General features: G+C 63.7%; 18 protein-coding genes and 1 pseudogene. 15 read left to right on the forward strand and 4 right to left on the reverse strand.

Going from position 1 to position 17,821, the window contains the following annotated elements; all coding sequences use genetic code 11:
- Positions 1-151 precede the first annotated feature (151 nt).
- From L632_RS0116060 to L632_RS0116125, 15 genes and pseudogenes are all read left to right on the forward strand, one after another.
- Positions 152-1,642: an aldehyde dehydrogenase gene (locus L632_RS0116060; protein WP_028714758.1), complete on the forward strand. Its 1,491-nt coding sequence runs from the start codon at positions 152-154 to the stop codon at positions 1,640-1,642.
- Positions 1,643-1,647: 5 nt separating this feature from the next.
- The gene (locus tag L632_RS0116065; RefSeq protein WP_028714757.1) at positions 1,648-3,342 is read left to right on the forward strand and encodes a thiamine pyrophosphate-binding protein; all 1,695 of its coding nucleotides are present in this window, start codon (positions 1,648-1,650) and stop codon (positions 3,340-3,342) included.
- Positions 3,343-3,439: 97 nt separating this feature from the next.
- Complete coding sequence (locus L632_RS0116070; RefSeq protein WP_028714756.1) at positions 3,440-4,462, forward strand: ABC transporter substrate-binding protein; 1,023 nt, start codon at positions 3,440-3,442, stop codon at positions 4,460-4,462.
- Between the two features lie 122 nt (positions 4,463-4,584).
- Complete coding sequence (locus L632_RS0116075; protein ID WP_232215771.1) at positions 4,585-5,637, forward strand: ABC transporter ATP-binding protein; 1,053 nt, start codon at positions 4,585-4,587, stop codon at positions 5,635-5,637.
- Between the two features lie 3 nt (positions 5,638-5,640).
- Positions 5,641-6,501, forward strand: coding sequence for an ABC transporter permease (locus L632_RS0116080; protein WP_028714754.1), 861 nt, complete (start codon positions 5,641-5,643; stop codon positions 6,499-6,501).
- Positions 6,498-7,292: an ABC transporter permease gene (locus L632_RS0116085; protein WP_028714753.1), complete on the forward strand. Its 795-nt coding sequence runs from the start codon at positions 6,498-6,500 to the stop codon at positions 7,290-7,292. Before L632_RS0116080 ends, L632_RS0116085 begins: the two co-directional genes overlap by 4 nt.
- A gap of 49 nt (positions 7,293-7,341) precedes the next feature.
- Positions 7,342-7,725 (forward strand): RidA family protein, encoded by a 384-nt coding sequence (locus L632_RS0116090; protein ID WP_028714752.1) that lies wholly within the window; start codon positions 7,342-7,344, stop codon positions 7,723-7,725.
- Between the two features lie 316 nt (positions 7,726-8,041).
- The gene (locus L632_RS0116095; protein ID WP_028714751.1) at positions 8,042-8,701 is read left to right on the forward strand and encodes a TetR/AcrR family transcriptional regulator; all 660 of its coding nucleotides are present in this window, start codon (positions 8,042-8,044) and stop codon (positions 8,699-8,701) included.
- Between the two features lie 4 nt (positions 8,702-8,705).
- Positions 8,706-9,692 carry an MDR family oxidoreductase gene (locus L632_RS0116100; protein WP_028714750.1) on the forward strand — a complete coding sequence of 329 codons (987 nt, stop codon included), beginning with the start codon at positions 8,706-8,708 and terminating at the stop codon, positions 9,690-9,692.
- A gap of 19 nt (positions 9,693-9,711) precedes the next feature.
- The gene (locus L632_RS0116105; protein WP_028714749.1) at positions 9,712-10,287 is read left to right on the forward strand and encodes a peroxidase-related enzyme; all 576 of its coding nucleotides are present in this window, start codon (positions 9,712-9,714) and stop codon (positions 10,285-10,287) included.
- Positions 10,288-10,395: 108 nt separating this feature from the next.
- Positions 10,396-11,301: an AEC family transporter gene (locus L632_RS0116110; protein ID WP_028714748.1), complete on the forward strand. Its 906-nt coding sequence runs from the start codon at positions 10,396-10,398 to the stop codon at positions 11,299-11,301.
- 245 nt (positions 11,302-11,546) lie between these two features.
- Positions 11,547-11,795 (forward strand): annotated as a pseudogene (locus tag L632_RS25175) (transposase); the annotation flags it as partial.
- 263 nt (positions 11,796-12,058) lie between these two features.
- Positions 12,059-12,970 carry a LysR family transcriptional regulator gene (locus tag L632_RS0116115; RefSeq protein ID WP_028714747.1) on the forward strand — a complete coding sequence of 304 codons (912 nt, stop codon included), beginning with the start codon at positions 12,059-12,061 and terminating at the stop codon, positions 12,968-12,970.
- A 144-nt stretch (positions 12,971-13,114) separates the two neighbouring features.
- On the forward strand, positions 13,115-14,032 hold the full coding sequence (locus L632_RS0116120; RefSeq protein WP_028717124.1) for a LysR family transcriptional regulator: 918 nt from the start codon (positions 13,115-13,117) through the stop codon (positions 14,030-14,032).
- Positions 14,029-14,772, forward strand: coding sequence for a sulfite exporter TauE/SafE family protein (locus L632_RS0116125; RefSeq protein ID WP_028714745.1), 744 nt, complete (start codon positions 14,029-14,031; stop codon positions 14,770-14,772). Before L632_RS0116120 ends, L632_RS0116125 begins: the two co-directional genes overlap by 4 nt.
- A 55-nt stretch (positions 14,773-14,827) precedes the next feature.
- On the opposite strand, the gene L632_RS0116130 is transcribed toward L632_RS0116125, so the two are convergent.
- From L632_RS0116130 to L632_RS0116145, 4 genes are read right to left on the reverse strand one after another with little or no spacing between them, the layout of a single operon-like run.
- Positions 14,828-15,142: an NIPSNAP family protein gene (locus L632_RS0116130; RefSeq protein ID WP_028714744.1), complete on the reverse strand. Its 315-nt coding sequence runs from the start codon at positions 15,140-15,142 to the stop codon at positions 14,828-14,830.
- A 27-nt stretch (positions 15,143-15,169) separates the two neighbouring features.
- Positions 15,170-16,183 (reverse strand): YeiH family protein, encoded by a 1,014-nt coding sequence (locus L632_RS0116135; RefSeq protein ID WP_028717125.1) that lies wholly within the window; start codon positions 16,181-16,183, stop codon positions 15,170-15,172.
- Positions 16,180-16,848 carry a fumarate hydratase C-terminal domain-containing protein gene (locus tag L632_RS0116140; protein ID WP_028714742.1) on the reverse strand — a complete coding sequence of 223 codons (669 nt, stop codon included), beginning with the start codon at positions 16,846-16,848 and terminating at the stop codon, positions 16,180-16,182. The genes L632_RS0116135 and L632_RS0116140 overlap by 4 nt, the downstream gene beginning before the upstream one ends.
- Positions 16,845-17,816 (reverse strand): fumarate hydratase, encoded by a 972-nt coding sequence (locus tag L632_RS0116145; RefSeq protein WP_028717126.1) that lies wholly within the window; start codon positions 17,814-17,816, stop codon positions 16,845-16,847. Before L632_RS0116145 ends, L632_RS0116140 begins: the two co-directional genes overlap by 4 nt.
- Between the last annotated feature and the right edge of the window lie 5 nt (positions 17,817-17,821).

The following is a 17,821-nucleotide window of genomic DNA, read 5'->3' on the forward strand; positions in this document are numbered from 1 at the left end:
GCAAATAACACTATCATTTTCTATCACAGATTCTGTTGTTGACAGGCAATAACAATATTACTTTCTATGATAAGGAATATGGTAGCCGAGTCGATTCCATGACGTTGGGTCGCGACACGGCAAGCAGCAGCCCTGCAAGAATGGAGTGACCATGCCCGCCGAAAGCCTGCCGAAACTGTCCATGTATATCGACGGCCAATGGGTCGCCCCGGCTTCGGGGGAGTATCTCGAGACGGTGGACCCCTATACGGCCAAGCCCTGGGCACTGGTCCCGCGCGGCAATGCCCAGGACGCCGACCGGGCCGTCCAGGCCGCGCACCGCGCCTTCAGGGAGGGACCATGGGGCAGGATGCATCCCAGCGCGCGCGGCCGCATCATCTCGAAATTCGGCGATCTGATCGAGGCGAATGCCGATGCGCTGGCCGAAATCGAGGTGCGCGACAACGGCCGCCTGCTGGCCGAGATGCGCCACCAGATCCGCTATATCCCGCGCTGGTATCACTATTACGCCGGCCTCGCCGACAAGATCGAGGGGGCGGTCCATCCTTGCGACAAGGACGCGCTGAGCTTTTCGCGCCACGAGCCTCTGGGCGTCTGCGCCGGCATCGTGCCCTGGAACGCGCCGCTGTTCCTGTTCTCGCTCAAGGCCGCGCCGGCACTGGCGGCGGGCTGCACCCTGGTGATGAAGCCGGCCGAACATACCTCGGCCACGGCGCTCAAGCTGATGGAACTGGTCGAGGAGGCAGGGTTTCCGCCGGGCGTCATCAACGTCGTCACGGGCTACGGTCCCGAGGTGGGCGAGCCCTTGGTCACCCATCCGCTGACGCGCCATGTCGGCTTCACCGGCTCGACCAAAACCGGCGCGCATCTTTATTCGCTGGCGGCCAGGGACATCAAGCGCGTCAGCCTGGAACTGGGCGGAAAGTCCCCCAACATCGTCTTCGACGACGCCGACCTGGACAATGCCGTGCGCGGCGTGGTGGGCGGCATCTTCGGCGCCGTGGGCCAGACCTGCATCGCCGGCTCGCGGCTTCTGGTCCATCGCAAGGTGCATGACCAGTTCCTGGAAAAGCTGGCTGCATTCACCAAGACGGCCCGTATCGGCGATCCCAAGCACATGGAGACCCGGATCGGCCCCATCGCCAACGCAATACAATATCAAAAGGTGCTGGGCTATATAGACATCGCCCGCGATGAGGGTGCCGAACTGGTCCTGGGCGGCAAGCGCCCCGAGATCGAGGAATGCGCAAGCGGCTTCTTTATCGAGCCGACGATCTTTGCCGGCGTGAACAATGACATGCGCATCGCCCGGGAGGAGGTCTTCGGCCCCGTTCTGGCGGCCATCCCCTTCGACGAGCCCGAAGAGGCCGTCGCCATCGCTAACGACAGCGAATTCGGCCTGGCCGCCGGGGTCTGGACCGCCGACATGCGTCGCGCGCTGCTGATGTCCCAGCGGATCGAGGCGGGCAGCGTCTGGGTCAACACCTATCGCGACGTCTCCTACACCACGCCCTTCGGCGGCTACAAGAAAAGCGGCATCGGCCGCGAGAACGGCATCGAGGGCATCCGCGAGTTCCTCCAGACCAAGGCCGTCTGGCTTTCGACCGCCGAGGAAATCGCCAACCCCTTCGTCATCGGATGAGCGTCATGAGAAAAGGTGCTGAAATCCTTGCCGACGAACTGGCGCTGAACGGCGCGCGGATCGTCTATCATGTGCCGGGCGAAAGCTTTCTGGTCGCGCTCGACGCCCTGGCGACACGACATCCCGGCATCCGCGCGATCAGCTGCCGCCACGAAAACGGCGCGGCGCAGATGGCCGAGGCGCATGGCAAGCTGACGGGCCAGCCGGGCGTGGCCTTCGTCACCCGCAGCCCCGGCGCGACCAATGCGGTCAATGGCGTCCACACCGCCTTTCAGGACGGCTCGCCCATGATCCTGATCGTGGGCCAGGTGAAACGCGCGATCTTGGAGCGCGAAGCCTTCATGTCCTACGACTTCCGCACGATGTTCGCGCCCATGGCGAAATGGGTGGCGCAGATCGACGACCCCGCCCGCATTCCCGAATTCGTCCAGCGCGCCTGGGCCACGGCCCTGTCGGGCCGGCGCGGTCCGGTGGTGCTGGTCGTGCCCGAGGACGTGCTGGAAGAGATGAGCGACGTTCCCCCCTCGGCCCGCCCGGCCCAGCCGTCGCGCGCCGGGACGCCCCGAGATGGGGACATGGCGCTGATCTTCGGCATGCTCGCCCAGGCCCAGCGCCCGCTGGTCGTCGTCGGCGGTTCGGACTGGAGCGAGACTGCGCGCGAGGATATCCAGGACTTCGCCGGCCGGCTGGGCCTGCCGGTAGTGACGACCTTCCGGCGCCGCGACATCATCGACCACCGACTGGACTGTTATGCGGGCGAGATCGGCATCGGCGCCAATCCCGCGCTGCTTGCCCACATCAAGCAAGCGGATTTCGTACTGATGCTCAACGATGCGTTGAGCGACGTGAACACCATCGGCGCGGGCTACATGGAGGGGTTCACGCTTTTCTCGATCCCGCATCCAAAGCAGAAAATCGTCCATGTCATGGCCGACCACGGCGATCTGAACCGGGTATTCCAGGTCGATCTGGCACTGGCGGCCGACAACGACGCCACCGCCCGCGCCCTGGCAAGCCGGGATGCCCGTCCCATGCCGGCACATGCGGAATGGACCGCAAAGCTGCGGGCGACCCTGCTGGCCGAGCGCGAGCCCCAGCCCTGCCCCGGCGCGATCAACCTGCCCCGCGTGATGGGCTGGCTGCGCAAACGCCTGCCCGAGGATGCCATCGTCACCAATGGCGTCGGCGCCTATGCCACCTGGAGCCAGCGCTATTTCCCCCATTACCGCCTGCACACCCAGCTTGGCCCCATCAGCGGCAGCATGGGCTATTCCCTGCCGGCGGCCATCGCGGCCAAGCTGGCCCATCCCGAGCGGGTCGTGGTGGATTTCGTCGGGGACGGCTGCTTCCAGATGAGCAGCGAGGAACTGGCGACGGCGGTGCAGTATGGCGCCAATATCGTCATCCTGCTCTACAACAACGGGCTTTACGGCACGATCCGCATCCATGAGGAAAACCGCCTCGACGGGCGGACCAACGGCACCGACCTGACCAATCCCGACTTCGTGCTGCTGGCGCAGGCCTATGGCGCCCATGGCGAGCGCGTGACCACGACAGAGGAGTTCGCCCCGGCCTTCGAACGCGCCTTGGCAGCCGGAAGACCCGCCCTGATCGAGATGGTGATCGACCCCGAAGCCATCCATTGCCGCTATTCACTCAGCGATCTTCGTGCCCGGCGTGCGTCGCGGGCGCAGGACTGAGCATCGGAAATCCGCCGCGCCCGCCGCAGAAGTGGGCCGGCAGACCCCCCGGGGCGACATCCCAACCGCCCCTTCATCCCCCAACAGGAGTCCCCCCATGAACACCAAGCTTCTTCTCGCCGGCCTCGCCCTTTCGGCCTCCTGGGCCGGTGCGGCCTCGGCCCAGAATTGCATGCTGCGCGTCACCACCTGGGGCGGCAGCTATCAGGCCACCTATGAGTCCGTGGCAGAAGCATTTGAAAAGGCAAACAAATGCCGCATCGAATGGGTTGTGGGCTCAAGCCCGGATCACCTGATCAAGGCCCGGCTTGGCCAGGTGGATGTCGTGACCAACACGCTGCTCAACTCCATCGCCGGCGAGAAAGAGGGGCTCTGGGCACCGCTCGACCCCCAGAAGATCCCGAATATGGCCAATCTCTACGACAATGCCGTCTATTCGGATCACACGATTTTCGCCAATGTCGGCGATTACGTGCTGGCCTATAACACCGACCAGATTTCCGAGCCGCCCACCAGTTGGGACGCGCTGTGGAATCCCGATTACAGAAGCGCGGTGGTGATCTACGGCATCGACCACATCCCCACGCTGAGCCTGACGGTGATGGAGGCCGAACAGAACGGCGGCGGCATCGACAATATCGAGCCGGGCCTGAACCGCATGGCCGAGCTGTTCAAGAACGGCAACCTGATCGGCGCGCTGGACGTGGAAAGCCAGATGGTATCGCTGTTCGAGACGGGCGATGCCTGGATCGGGATGCTGGCCACCGGGCGGATGCGCGACCTGTTGTCGAAGGGCGCGGAGAACATCGCCTTCGTGCGGCCCGAGGAGGGCACCTTCCCGCTTATCTCGACCATCAATATCCACAAGGACGCGACCGATCCCGACATGGCGGCGAAATTCGTGGACTACGTCCTCAGTCCCCAGGTCCAGGTGGCCTTTGCCACGCGCAACCTCTATGCGCCCACGGTGAGGAATGCCGAGGTGCCCGAGGACACCCCCTATCGCGACCTGCTGGTGATGGGCGATGCCTTCGAGCGCCTCTACCTGCCGGATCAGGAAAAGATCACCGCCAACAAGGCTGACTGGCAGCAACAGCTGAACCAGAAGATTGGGCGCTGAGCGGCTGCCGATCCGTGTGGCGACCGAACCAGGTCGCCATCACCCGCAGGGCCGGCGACGGCCGCAAGAACCAGGATGAAATGCAGCCCATGTCCGATGATGCCATTCAAGTCCAGCGAGTCATGAAAAGCTACGGCACCATGCTGGCCGTGGACGATGTCTCCTTCAACGTCGCCGAGGGCGAGTTCGTCTCGCTCCTCGGGCCAAGCGGCTGCGGCAAGACCACGACGCTGCGCATGATTGCCGGTTTCACCGACACATCAGGCGGTGCGATCCGCGTGCATGGCCGCGAGGTCACCCACCTGCCGCCCGAAAAGCGCGACTTGGGCTTCGTGTTCCAGAATTATGCGCTGTGGCCGCATATGACGGTCGCCGAAAACGTGGCCTTCGGGCTGAAGCTGCGCCGCAAGCCGCGGGATGTCATCCGCAACAAGATCGAGGAGGCGCTGTCCGTCACCGGCCTCTCGGGTTACGAAGACCGGCTGCCGCGCCAGCTTTCGGGCGGGCAGCAACAGCGGGTGGCGCTGGCCCGCGCGCTGGCGCTTGAGCCGCAGGTGCTTCTGATGGACGAACCGCTGTCGAACCTCGACCGCGCGCTGCGGGTGGTCATGCGCCGGGAACTCAAGGAGCTGCAGGCGCGCATGAAGATGACCACGCTCTACGTGACCCATGACCAGGAAGAGGCGCTTTCGATGTCGAACCGGGTCGTGATCATGAACGGCGGCCGCGTCGAACAGATCGCGGCGCCCTACGAGCTTTACGAAAATCCGGCCACGCGCTTCGTCGCGGATTTCGTGGGCATCACCAATTTCCTGGAAGGTACCGCCAGCGACATGGGCGGCGGCATGGTCGGGGTGCGGCTGCCCTCGGGCCAGGTGCTGCACGCCCAAGCGCGGATGCCGGTCGCGCAAGGAGGCGCCGTGCGCGCATTGATCCGCCCCGAGCGGGTGACGATTTCCCCGGCCGAGCTTTCGGGGCCGAACGTGCTGGCCGGCCGGGTCGAGCTTTCGGAATATTTCGGCGCCGTGCTGCGCTATACCGTCCGGCTCGACAGCGGCGAAATCCTGCGCGCGGAAGTGCATAACTTCGACGAATTCATCGCCGGCAGCAGCAGGGTCTGGATCTGTACGCTGCCCGAACATCTGCGGGTGATCCCGCATGACACGCGGGGCTGAGCGATGATCCGACGCCTGCTTCCCTCGCTTGCCCCCGCGCTGGTCGCGCTGCTGATCTTCGTCGCGTTACCCATGCTCTGGGTGCTGCGCACCAGCTTCAACGAGCTGGCCGACGGCGCCTATGTCGTCGAAGCGATGACGCTCGACAACTACGCCCGCTTCCTGGGCGATCCCTGGTATCTGGTGAACACGCTGTGGTTCTCGATCCGCATCGCGCTGGTGGCGACGGTGATCTCGGTGATCTGTGCCTATCCGGTCGCGCTCTACATCGTGAAGACGACGGGATTGCAGCGCAACATCCTGATGGCGCTGATCATGGCACCGCTGCTGATCGGCCTGGTGACCCTGGTCTATGGCTGGATCGTGATCTTTCGCGGCGGCGGGCTGCTCAATTCGCTGATGATCGCGCTGCATGTCTATGACCGCCCGGTACGCTATATGTGGGACATCAAGGGCGTGGTGATCCTGCTGGTCTATATCGGCGCGCCCTATGTGGTGCTGTCGCTGCTCGACAGTCTGGAACGCATCAGCCCCTATCTGGTCGAGGCCGCGCGCAATGTCGGCGCCAGCCGCTGGACCGCCTTCTGGAAGGTAGTCTTCCCGATGACCATGCCAGGGCTTTATGCCGGTCTCGTCATCGTCTTTTCTCTGAACTTCTCGGCCTTCGCGGTGCCGCTAATGATCGGCGACAGCAATACGCAGATGATCGGCCTGATCATCTATCGCGAGGCGCTGCTGAACAACGACCTGCCCTTTGCCTCGGCGTTATCGGTGATCATGGTGGTGGTGAATGCGCTGATCCTTGTGGGCATGGCCGCCTTTTTCGGCCGTGTCATCCTCAACCGGCTGGAGGCAAAGCGATGACGCGGCTTGATCTTGGCACGATTGCCCTGCGGTTCTTCACGCTGCTGATGATGGCCTTCCTGATCTTCCCGATCGCGGTGACACTGGTCGTGGCGGTCAACCCGCGCGAGTTCATTCTGCCGCCGAACGGCTTCACGCTGGACTGGTTCAAGGCGGCCTGGAGTTCCAAGACCTTCCTGCGCGGCATGGGCGTCAGCCTGGCCCTTGGCCTTGTCGCGGCCACGCTGGCCAACGCGCTGGCGCTGCCGGCGGCCATGGCGCTGGTGCGGAACGATTTCCGCGGCAAGGGCGTCGTCAACCTCGTCTTGATGTCGCCGCTGCTGATCCCGACCACCATCTTCAGCCTGGCGCTCTATATCTGGTTCGTGCGGGTAGGCTACGGCTCGGGCCTCGTGCCGCTGCTGGTGGGACACACGATCCACGTCATGCCCTATGCGCTGCGCATCCTGACGGCCAGCCTGCACAATCTCGATCCCAGCTACGAAGAGGCCGCGCGCAACGTGGGCGCCGGGCGGACCCGCACGCTGTTCTCGATCACGCTGCCGGTTATCCGCACCGGGCTGATCTCCAGCTTTGCGCTGTGCTTCATCCTGTCCTGGAATGATTTCCCGATCTCGGTCTTCTTGGCGCCGCCGGGCTGGACGCCGCTTCCGGTCGAACTCTTCTCCTACATCAAGTTCCAATACGACGCGGTAGCCGCGGCGCTGGCCGGATCGCTTATCCTGCTGTCGGCGCTGGCCATGGTGATCATCGACCGGCTGGCGGGTCTGCGCCGCGTCCTGCGGTCCTGACCTGCAGCGGACGGGGCTGACCGTCCACACCCAACCCACGGAGTTCCCCATGAAGAACCGCATTTTCACCGGCGCCCCTTCAGAGACGCAGGCCGGCTATGCCAAGGCCGTCATAGACGGCAAGACGATCCATGTCTCCGGCACGACCGGTCGCGATCCCCTGACCAATCTTTTCCCCGAGGATCCCGGACAACAGGCGCGCAACGCGCTGGCCTCGATCCAGGCGACCCTACGCGAAGCCGGATCAAGCCTGGCCGATGTCGTCGTCAGCCGGGTCTATGTCAGCGACCTTGAGGCGGCGACAGCCGTCACCCCGGTGTTGGGCGAAGTCTTTGCCGACATCCGCCCGACGAGCACATTTCTCATCTGCCAGATCCCGGCCCCTGGCGCGAGAGTCGAAATCGAGATCACCGCCTCGAGAAGCATTGCTTAGAGCCGATGCCTGCCGAAAGTTCTGATCAGCACCAAGGGCATAGACCGCCTTCAGACCCCGTTGTTCCGATGGCTGCGGGCTTACTGCGACGGCCATCAGCGCATCGGGAATCTCATAGCTACCCAGCAGCGCATGAAGAGATCGGTTCACACTACATTGACACAAGGGCCTCTCAACTGGAGGCACGACAATTAATCAAACAATAATCAACACTTGCCATTCCATTGAGATCTGCGCTGCAAGACTGTCCACATTTTGAAAGACGACCGGTCTAATTATTGTGGATTTTAGGAGCAGATCGGTCTAGAAAAACCTGATGGGAGATTCGCTAGACCCCGGCCCCCGCAAACGTGGCCGTCCACGCAAGGATCAGAGCCAGCCGGATGCGCCGCGCATGGTGCTCATTCGGACGGGCGTGGCGGTCCTGACGGAAAAGGGTTTCAGTGCGGTCAGCATCGACGACATCCTATCCTCGGCGGGCGTGCCGAAGGGGTCTTTCTACCACTACTTCCCCAGCAAGGAGGCTTTCGGCATGGCATTGATCGATGCCTATGCCGAGTATTTTGCCCGCAAGCTGGATCGCTGGCTCGACGATGAAACCCAGTTGCCGCTGCAACGCATCAGCAATTTCTTCGCCGATGCCAAGGCAGGCATGGCGCGGTTCGGCTATCGGCGGGGCTGTCTGGTCGGCAATCTGGGGCAGGAAATGGGTGTTTTGCCCGAATCCTACCGCCACCGCCTGGCGGCGGTGTTTCACGATTGGGAGGCGCGGACCGCCCGCTGCCTTCGGGCGGCGCAGGCCGCCGGCCAGGTTGGGACAGATGCGGATTGCGACCGGCTGGCACGGTTCTTCTGGATCGGCTGGGAGGGCGCGGTGCTGCGCTCCAAACTGGAGCAAGACCCGGGCCCGCTCGATGAATTCGCCCGGGGCTTCCTCGCCCTGCTGCGATCTGGCTCTGAAACTTCAAAGGGGTAACACCATGTTCAAGGCGCTTCTGATAGAAAAGGACGACAGCGGGCAGCGAGTGTCGCTGTCCGAACTGGACGAAAGCCGGTTGCCCGATGGCGACGTCACGGTCCGCGTTGCCTGCTCGACGCTGAACTACAAGGATGCGCTGGCAATCACCGGAAAGGGGCCGGTGGTCAGGCGCTTTCCCATGGTTCCCGGCATCGATTTCGCGGGCGTGGTGGAGCATTCGGACAACGCCGCCTTCCGGGCCGGCGACAAGGTCGTGCTGAACGGCTGGGGCGTCGGCGAGGTGCATTGGGGCGGGCTGGCCGAACTGGCCCGGGTGAAGGCCGAATGGCTGATCCCGCTGGAGCCCGCCTTCACCCCCGCCCAGGCCATGAGCATCGGTACCGCGGGCTATACCGCGATGCTGTGCGTGATGGCGCTGGAGCGCCACGGCATCACTCCCGACAGCGGCGAGGTGCTGGTGACGGGCGCCGCCGGGGGCGTGGGCAGCGTCGCAGTCGCGGTGCTGGCAAAACTGGGCTATCACGTCGTGGCGGTGACAGGCCGCCCCGAAGAAGCAGATTATCTGGCCGGTCTGGGCGCGAAACGCATCCTGCCGCGCTCCGATTTCAGCGAACCGGGCAAACCGCTTGGCCGCGAGCAATGGGCGGGCGCCGTAGACGTGGCGGGCGGGCGCGTATTGGCCAATGTCTGCGCCTCGATGAAATACCGGGGCGTGGTCGCGGCCTGCGGTCTTGCAGGCGGCATGGATTTCCCAGCCACGGTCGCGCCCTTCATCCTGCGCGGCGTCACGCTGGCGGGCATCGACAGTGTCATGTGCCCGCCCGCCGAACGGCGCGAAGCCTGGCGGCGCCTTGGCCAGGATCTCGACCCGAGCGTGCTGGACGCCATGACGAACCGCATCGCGATCGAAGATGCCATCGGCGTTTCCGAACAACTCATCGCCGGTGCCGTACGTGGTCGCGTCATCGTTCCGATCAATGATCTCTGATACTCTCTGGAGAAATGAAATGACCGAAGACCAACCCGCCATCAGCCGCTTTCCGGTTCCAACCATGGCAGAGATGCCCGACGACATCCGGGACCGCATCCTGGCGGTGCAGGAGAAGTCGGGCTTCGTCCCGAACGTCTTTCTGACGCTTGCGCATCGTCCAGACGAGTTCCGGGCGTTCTTCGCCTATCACGACGCGCTGATGGACAAGCCCGGCAATCTCAGCAAGGCCGAGCGCGAGATGATCGTGGTGGCGACCAGCAATCTCAACCAATGCCAGTACTGTGTCGTGGCTCATGGCGCCATCCTGCGCATCCGCGCCAAGAACCCGCTGATCGCCGATCAGGTCGCCGTGAATTACCGCAAGGCAGATATCACGCCGCGCCAGAAGGCGATGATCGACTTCGCCGTCAAGGTCTCGCAGCGGGCGCAGGAGGTGGGTGAGGATGATCTGCAAGCACTGAAATCGCACGGTTTCACCGAGGAGGACGCGTGGGACATCGCGGCAATCTCGGCCTTCTTCGGCATGTCGAACCGGCTCGCCAACGTCACCAGCATGCGTCCCAATGATGAATTCTACAGCATGGGGCGGTAGACCGCATTCCTGCCGGGACTCCGGAAGGCGATATTCAGAGCCTTGCATGATCCTGGGTCTGCCCGGCCATCTGGGCGGCCTGATCCACACCAAGGAACCCGAGACCGGATGAGCGACATACTGACTTCGCTATGGCCGCTCTTCTTCCTGATCCTCGTCGGTTACGCCATGCAGCGGGCCAGGTTTCCGGGGGAGGAGTTCTGGCCGGGAGCCGAGCGCCTCAACTATTATATCCTCTTTCCGGCGTTGCTTTTCAGCAGCCTTGTTTCCGCACCGCTGGACCACCCCGCATTGCCGCGCCTGCTCGCGGCGGTCATGTTGGCATTGGGCATCGCTACCGCTGGACTGCTTATTGCCCGGTGGTGCAGGAAATGGCCGGCGGCGCGGTTCGGGGTGTTGCTCCAAGGGGCACTTCGCTTCAATACCTATCTTGGACTCGCCGCTGTGGGCGGCCTTTATGGCCAAGCTGGCATGCCGTTCGCCGCCGCGATCCTTGCCATTCTGATCCCGTCGGTGAATCTGCTGTCGATCCTTGCCCTGTCGGTCGACAGCAGCAGGCGCCCTTCGGCGCTGATCCTGCCGGTCGCGAAGAATCCGCTCATCATCGCCTGTATCGGGGGAGTGATGGTCAATCTCGCAGGCATCGAGTTGAGATGGGGAACCGAGAAGCTGCTGCCGATGCTCGCATCTGCCAGCCTGCCGCTCGGCCTGCTCAGTGTAGGGGCCGCGCTGAGGCCGAAAGAGCTTCATGGGCAATACGGGACGATGATCGGAAATAGCCTGTTTCGGCTGCTGGTCATGCCGGGCATCGCATTTCTGAGTGCCTCGTCTCTGGCGCTGCCCGCCCTCGAAACTGGCATTCTCGTGTTGTTCTTTGCTCTACCGACCGCTCCGACCTCCTACGTCCTCGCAAGACAACTGGGAGGCGACAGCCATCTGATGGCCGGCATCATCACGTTCCAGACGCTGTTCTCTGCGATCAGTCTCATTCTGGTCATGGCCGTCGTTGCATGATCATGTTACCGATTTTCCTGACAAAGAGCTGATCAGTCCCACACCCGATTGGTAAGCGGGAAGGAGACCCCATGGGTTAATGGCGTGGCTGGTCTCGGATAGGGTTCGGGCATTGATCCGATCTCTGGTATTCCATGTCTACGCCTAGTTCTACGCCTATGCCTGCGACTGGTAGCTTGCAGTTCGTCGAGCGGCGGGACGGTGCGCCGGTCAGCGAGCGTCGCCGGTGATGGGATGAGTTCAAGGCACAGGCGGTTACCGCCGCTCTGGAACCGGGCGTCAATGTTTCCGCGCTGGCCCGCCGCCTGGGGATTTCGCCGCCGCAGCTGTTCGGTGGGCGCAAGGCCTTCCTGAACAAGCAAGGTGAGAGTGATCCTGCGGGTTCGCCAGCCCCTCTGGTGGAAATCATGGCGGGCGATGTCACGATCCGGGTCACCCCCGACCTCAGTGAGGCCGCGATGCGCCGGCTTCTTCGCGCGGTGCGCTCGGCATGATCCCGTCTGGTGTGCGAGTCTTTCTGGCGAGCCAGCCGGTCGACTTTCGCAAGGGGCCGGACAAGCCCCAGACCATCGCGAGGAAGAATAGCCTGCTTGCCGGATCGTATGGCGGCGACCGTACATGAGCATGAAGCGCCATCGCTATCAATCCCTTCGCACGCCACGCATGAAGCCAATATTTGAAAGAATATCTAAATTAAAATGACTTTCCTGGCCAATAATGTTAGGCAAGCTGCATTTTCATGGGGATGGACAGGACCATGTCGATAAGGATGCTCAGGACGCTGATCGCGGTCGCGGATCACGGAACGTTTAGCGCCGCTGCGGATGCGGTCTTTGTCACCCATGCCGCCGTCAGCCAGCAAATGCGCGCGCTGGAAGCGGAATGGCAGGTGGCGATTTTCGACCGCTCCACACGCACGCCCGAATTGACGCCGATCGGCCGCGCCCTGTTGGCCAAGGCGCGCGAGGTGGTGCGCGCCTATGACGACATCGTGCCCTCGGTCCTGGGCGACGACGGACTCAAGGGGGATTTCAACCTGGGTGCGGTCCCCACCTCGCTGACTGGGCTGGTTCCCTTTGCGACGGCGATCCTGAAGGCGAAATACCCCCAATTGCATGTCGGGCTGTTTCCAGGGCTGTCGATTCCGCTGATCCATCAGGTCGAGCGCAACGCCTTGGACGCGGCGCTGGTCTCGCGGCCCGACATGCTGCCGCGCGGCCTCGTCTGGCATCCCGTGACGGCCGAGGAGCTGGTGCTGATCTGCTCGGAAAGGCTGGTTGAGGAAGATCCGGTCAAGATCCTCAAGGAACACCCCTTCATCCGGTTTTCCCGCGACGCGGTCGTCGGCTCTATCATCGAGAAATGGTTGCAGGGCAAGGGCATCGCCGTGAACGACACCATGGAACTGGCCGGGTTGGAGGCGATCTACAGCATGGTTCTGGCGGATCTGGGCGTCTCGATCATTCCCGAGCCCTGCGTCAAGATCGCCAATCCGCCCGCCTTGCGCCGCATTCCTCTGGCCTCCAAGGACGGTCCGGCGCGGCATCTCGGCCTGGTCCAGCGCAAGGACAGCACCAAAGGCCGGGTGATCCGCGAGATCGCCCTGGCGATGGAACGCGCGGTCGCGGTGGGAACCTTCTCGCCCGAAACCATCGACCAGATCGGCTAGCCAGACAACCGTGCAGGGGCTTGCACAAATCCGAAAAGGCAGTCATTGTAAATAATAATAACGAATATAGTAAAAACTTACCATCTGTGTAAGTTGAAATTTCAGAACGCCAACAACGGCCAATTGCTGCAGCCAAGGACCGCCATGTCCATTCGCCTGCTCAAGACCATGATCGCCATTGCCGACCACGGCACCTTCAGCGCCGCCGCCGAGGCGGTCTTCGTCACCCATGCCGCCGTCAGCCAGCAGATGCGCAGCCTAGAGGAGAAGTGGCAGGTTGCGATCTTCGACCGCTCCAACCGGACGCCGGTCTTTACGCCCACCGGCCAGGCCCTGCTGGCCAAGGCTCGCGAGGTGGTGCGCGCCTATGACAACATCGTCCCCTCGGTGCTGGGCGATGACGGGTTGAAAGGCCCCTTCACCCTGGGCGCTGTCCCGACCTCGCTGACCGCGCTGGTTCCCTTTGCCACCGCCCTGCTGAAGGATCGCTTTCCCGAATTGCAGGTCGGGCTGCATCCCGGCCTGACCACCCACCTGATCCACCAGGTCGAGCGCGACATCCTGGATGCGGCGCTGGTGTCCAAGCCCGCGATCCTGCCGCGCGGGCTGGCCTGGCTTTCCCTGGCATCGGAGGAGCTGGTGCTGATCACCTCGCAGAAGGTGAGGCTTGCCGATCCGCTGGACATCCTGCGGGGCTGCGCCTTCATCCGCTTTTCCCGCGACGCAGTCGTGGGCACGATCATCGAAAACTGGCTTCAGGAAAACGGCATCCCGGTCGCCAACACCATGGAACTGGGCGGGCTGGACGCGATCTACAGCATGGTCCTGGCCGGCCTGGGCGTCTCGATCATTCCGCAACCCTGCGTCGAAATCTCGCCCCCCTTGCCGCTGCGCCGCCTGTCGCTGGCCAGGGAACACGCGCCTCGGCGCGAATTGGGGCTGGTGCATCGCAAGGACAGCACCAAGGCCCGCGTCATCGACGAGATGATGGCGGCCATGGGCTGCGCAATGGCAAGCGGCACATTCTCGCCTGAAAACCTGGAAAAAGCGAAAGCGACATGACGCTGGAATTTATTGCGATGCTGATGGCCGGCGCATTGGCCGGCGGATTCATCAACGGGCTGGCTGGTTTCGGCACGGCGCTGCTGGCCTTGGGGCTGTGGTTGCAGATCATGCCGCCGCAACAGGCGGTGGCCATCGTGGTGGTGATGTCGGTCGCCAGCGGATTGCAGGGTTTGTGGATCACCCGGCAGGAAATCAGCGACCAGCCCGCACGGCTGGCACGGTTCCTGCTGCCGGGGCTGATCGGGCTGCCCATGGGGGTCACGTTGCTGAGCATGATCAGCGGGCTGGCCCTGAAACTGATCATCGCCGGCTTCATGATCGTCTATGGCGGCTTTTTCACGCTGCGCCGCGCGCTGCCCCGTTTCGACCGGCCGACGCCGGTGATGGATGCCGGCATCGGCTTTCTGGGCGGCGTGCTGGGCGGGGCCGCGTCGCTTTCGGGGGCGCTGCCGACAATGTGGTGCGCCATGCGTCCCTGGCCCAAACGGGAAACCCGGGCCGTGCTGCAACCCTATAACGTCGGCATTCTGGGCATGGCCGTCATGCTATTCGCCATGCAGGGACTGTACGACCGGGGCACCCTGCTGCTGGTCGCCCTGGCCCTGCCGGGCACGCTGATCGGTGCACAATTCGGCATCGCCCTGTTTCACCGGCTAAGCGATACGCAGTTCCGCCGCCTGCTGATCCTGGTGATGTTCGCATCGGGCATGGCCCTGGCGCTGCGCGAGCTGATCTGAAAAGGGGCCGGCGGATGGCGCCGGCCCCTTTTTCGGTTTCCCCGCTCCGCCCTGGTCAGCCCTGCTGGAAGAACGGCGCCGGGACCAGGATCTTGTTCTCGATGTGATCGACCAGCAGCCGCATCTGCACGGCATAGGCCTGCCATTCGTCCGAGGCTTGCAGCGCCTTGCGCCGTTCCCAGCGGTCGTCCATGCTGTCATAGCCCCACATATGGACGATCTGGTTCAGGGGCCCGATATCGGTGAAGTAATATCCGACCATATTGCCCAGGATGCGGGTCTGCACCGCCAGCCCCTCTTCCTCGTAAAGCTTGAGGAACTTGGAAACATTGCCGTTCTTCAGCGTATAGGTCCGCATGTCGATGAACATCGCGATCTTCCTTCGGTCAGGTGGGGTTCAGATTTTCAGCAGATGAATCGCGCCCAGCGCAAAACCCGCCAGAAGCACGGTCAGGCCGCAGACGATGGCGATGGCGCTGCCACCAACCTCGCCCAGCTTCTTGAGCGAGGTCTTCATGCCAAGCGCCGCGATAGCGGTGATCAGGCACCAGCGCGACAGTTCCAGCAGCATCGCCGTCACGTCGGGCGGGACGAGATTGGCGCTGCCGATCAGCACCAGCGCGGCAAAGCCGATGACGAAGAACGGAATCGGCAGACTGCCGGCCTGTCCCGCCGCGGGGTTCCTGCCGAACATGACGGACAGGGCGACGACGATGGGCACCAACAGGGCCACGCGCAGCAGCTTGACGAAGGTCGCCGTCGCGCCGGCCTCCTCCGAGACTGAATAGCCCGCACCGACCACCTGCGCCACGTCGTGGATCGTCGCGCCGAAGAACACGCCCATAGCGTGATCCGACAGGCCGAGCGCCGCGCCGATCATCGGGTAAAGGATCATCGCCAGCGTCGAAAGCGCCGTGACGGCGATCACGGTGAAGATGGTGTCGCGTTCGTGGTTCGCGTCGGACCTGGGCAGCACCGATGAGATCGCCAGCGCCGCCGAGGCCCCGCAGATCGCGACCGCCCCGCCGGCAAGCAGGCCGAAAGGCAGCGGCCGCCCCAGGATCCGCGCCAGCACGACGCCCCCCGCGATGGTCAGCCCGACGCCGGCGAAGGTGACAAGCACCACCTCGATCCCGGCCGAGGCGATCTGCTGAACGGTGATGCCCAGACCCAGCAGCGCGACCCCGAAACGCAGGAGCTTCTTCGAGGCGAACTCGATGCCCGGCGCGGTGGTCGATCCGGCCTCGGCCAGAAAGGTGAAGGCCATGCCGAGCAGCAGGGCCATCAGCATCACGGGCGCGCCGTAATGCTCGGAGATGAACCTGGCGGCAAGCGCCACGGTGATGGATGAAACCACCCCCGGAAACAGGATGCGCAGGCTGCCGGGCATGGTGGCGGCAAGCTGCCTCATCCGATGAGCTCGTCGCGGCGGTCGTCCGTCTCGCCGAACCGCTTGAGGACGGCGGGCTTGGTGCCTTGATAGACGCGCTCCAGGTTCTCGGCGATCTTGGCATTCTCGCGCTCGAACAGGCAATTGCCCTCGAGGTCCGAGGCCACCAGGAACGGCCCCATCCGGTTGCAGCGGATCACCCACATCGCCTGTGCAAGACCCAGTTCCTCGTTCCAATGCACGGCCTCGACATTCTCGACCCCGCGGCCCAGAAGCGCGCCGGTGCCGTAGCCGACAGTGGACAGGTAGACCGCGCCATTGGGGACGAAATATTCCTTGTAGTCCCTGGACGACATGCCGCCCTTGCCGATGATCAGCTTGGCGCCGGTCTTGGCCATCCACTCGGGCAACCATTTCGCAAAGCGGAAACTCGCGGTCGCGGTCACGGCGCCCATGTCAAAACTGCCATCCTCGCGGATGGTGGCAGCGGGCGAGCAATGGAAATTCGCCGCGCTTTGCGACGGCAGTTCCATCGGGATATTCGCCTTGTCCTCCAGCGCGCGCATGTAGACGCCTTCGCGCGCGGTATACATCAACCCGTTCAGATAGACGATGTCGCCAAGCCGCAACTCCGCGATCTCCTCGGGGGTCGGGGTGGTGGACAGGATGATTTCGCGCGGTTTCATTCGGCAGCCTCCGTGGTGGCAGGCTGTTGGGCCATCTCCCAGCCGACCGTCTCGCGGCGCTGATAGGGGGTGAACCAGTCGGGATCGGTGCGATGCTCGACCCGCCCGTCGGGAAAGATGCGCGCGACGGCGCGACGCGAGGACAGGCAGAAGGCATGAACCGACATCTGCATGCCGCCGGTATGGCAATAGCCGACCTCGATATGGGTATCGATCACCATGTTCTTGCCGACGAAGCCCATCGCGCCCATGCCGATGGAGTTGCCCAGTTCCTTGAACTCCTCCTCCAGCGCGGCGATACGCGGATCGCTGTTGCGATTGCCCACCGTGCGCAGGCAGGCGGCGCGCTTGCCCAGCACCATGCAAGTGTCCTTGCAGCCGCCCAGACCGATGCCGATGATTGCCGGCTGGCAGGCCAGGCCGCGCTTGCCAAAGGCCACCAGGCTGTCGAGGTAGAACCGCTTGATCCCCTGGATCCCGTCCGAGGGGAACAGCATCCGGTAATCGGTGCCGAACAGCCCGCCCTTGTGGACGGTGATCAGGTCGATCCATTCGCCGCCGGGCTCATAGCCGTATTCGATCTCAGGCGCGCCGATGCCGACATTGTTGTTGTGGTCGGTGCGCCAAAGCGGATGCACGCGGTTCGGCCGCAGCGGAACTCCGTTCGTCGCATTGGCGGTGGCGCGGCGCAGCGCTTCTTCCAGCGCCACGGGGCCGCCCTCGAGGCGGGTGTCGTTGCCCATCTTGACATACCAGCGCGGCGTGCCGGTATCGCCACACATGGCGCGGCGGTCCTGCTTGGCTGCCTCGTAATTCTCCAGCATCGCTTGCAGCACGAAGGAGGACAGGTCGCCATCTTCGGTCTGGGCGGCCGCCTTCAGCCCGTGCAGGTAATCCTCGGGGATCTCGATGGCCGCCTTGGCCATCAGTTCCTCGGCCGTGGACTGGATCAGGTTGATCGGTATCACGTTTC

Source organism: Paracoccus sp. J39, assembly GCF_000518925.1.
Lineage (GTDB): Bacteria > Pseudomonadota > Alphaproteobacteria > Rhodobacterales > Rhodobacteraceae > Paracoccus.

Excerpts from the sequence above, each read along its gene's own strand:
- L632_RS0116135 (WP_028717125.1), bottom strand. The coding sequence starts at position 16,183 with ATGAGGCAGCTTGCCGCCACCATGCCCGGCAGCCTGCGCATCCTGTTT.
- L632_RS0116120 (WP_028717124.1), top strand. The coding sequence starts at position 13,115 with ATGTCCATTCGCCTGCTCAAGACCATGATCGCCATTGCCGACCACGGC.
- L632_RS0116095 (WP_028714751.1), top strand. The coding sequence starts at position 8,042 with ATGGGAGATTCGCTAGACCCCGGCCCCCGCAAACGTGGCCGTCCACGC.
- L632_RS0116075 (WP_232215771.1), top strand. The coding sequence starts at position 4,585 with ATGAAAAGCTACGGCACCATGCTGGCCGTGGACGATGTCTCCTTCAAC.
- L632_RS0116125 (WP_028714745.1), top strand. The coding sequence starts at position 14,029 with ATGACGCTGGAATTTATTGCGATGCTGATGGCCGGCGCATTGGCCGGC.
- L632_RS0116100 (WP_028714750.1), top strand. The coding sequence starts at position 8,706 with ATGTTCAAGGCGCTTCTGATAGAAAAGGACGACAGCGGGCAGCGAGTG.
- L632_RS0116130 (WP_028714744.1), bottom strand. The coding sequence starts at position 15,142 with ATGTTCATCGACATGCGGACCTATACGCTGAAGAACGGCAATGTTTCC.
- L632_RS0116090 (WP_028714752.1), top strand. The coding sequence starts at position 7,342 with ATGAAGAACCGCATTTTCACCGGCGCCCCTTCAGAGACGCAGGCCGGC.
- L632_RS0116115 (WP_028714747.1), top strand. The coding sequence starts at position 12,059 with ATGTCGATAAGGATGCTCAGGACGCTGATCGCGGTCGCGGATCACGGA.
- L632_RS0116070 (WP_028714756.1), top strand. The coding sequence starts at position 3,440 with ATGAACACCAAGCTTCTTCTCGCCGGCCTCGCCCTTTCGGCCTCCTGG.
- L632_RS0116080 (WP_028714754.1), top strand. The coding sequence starts at position 5,641 with ATGATCCGACGCCTGCTTCCCTCGCTTGCCCCCGCGCTGGTCGCGCTG.
- L632_RS0116065 (WP_028714757.1), top strand. The coding sequence starts at position 1,648 with ATGAGAAAAGGTGCTGAAATCCTTGCCGACGAACTGGCGCTGAACGGC.
- L632_RS0116110 (WP_028714748.1), top strand. The coding sequence starts at position 10,396 with ATGAGCGACATACTGACTTCGCTATGGCCGCTCTTCTTCCTGATCCTC.
- L632_RS0116060 (WP_028714758.1), top strand. The coding sequence starts at position 152 with ATGCCCGCCGAAAGCCTGCCGAAACTGTCCATGTATATCGACGGCCAA.
- L632_RS0116085 (WP_028714753.1), top strand. The coding sequence starts at position 6,498 with ATGACGCGGCTTGATCTTGGCACGATTGCCCTGCGGTTCTTCACGCTG.
- L632_RS0116105 (WP_028714749.1), top strand. The coding sequence starts at position 9,712 with ATGACCGAAGACCAACCCGCCATCAGCCGCTTTCCGGTTCCAACCATG.
- L632_RS0116140 (WP_028714742.1), bottom strand. The coding sequence starts at position 16,848 with ATGAAACCGCGCGAAATCATCCTGTCCACCACCCCGACCCCCGAGGAG.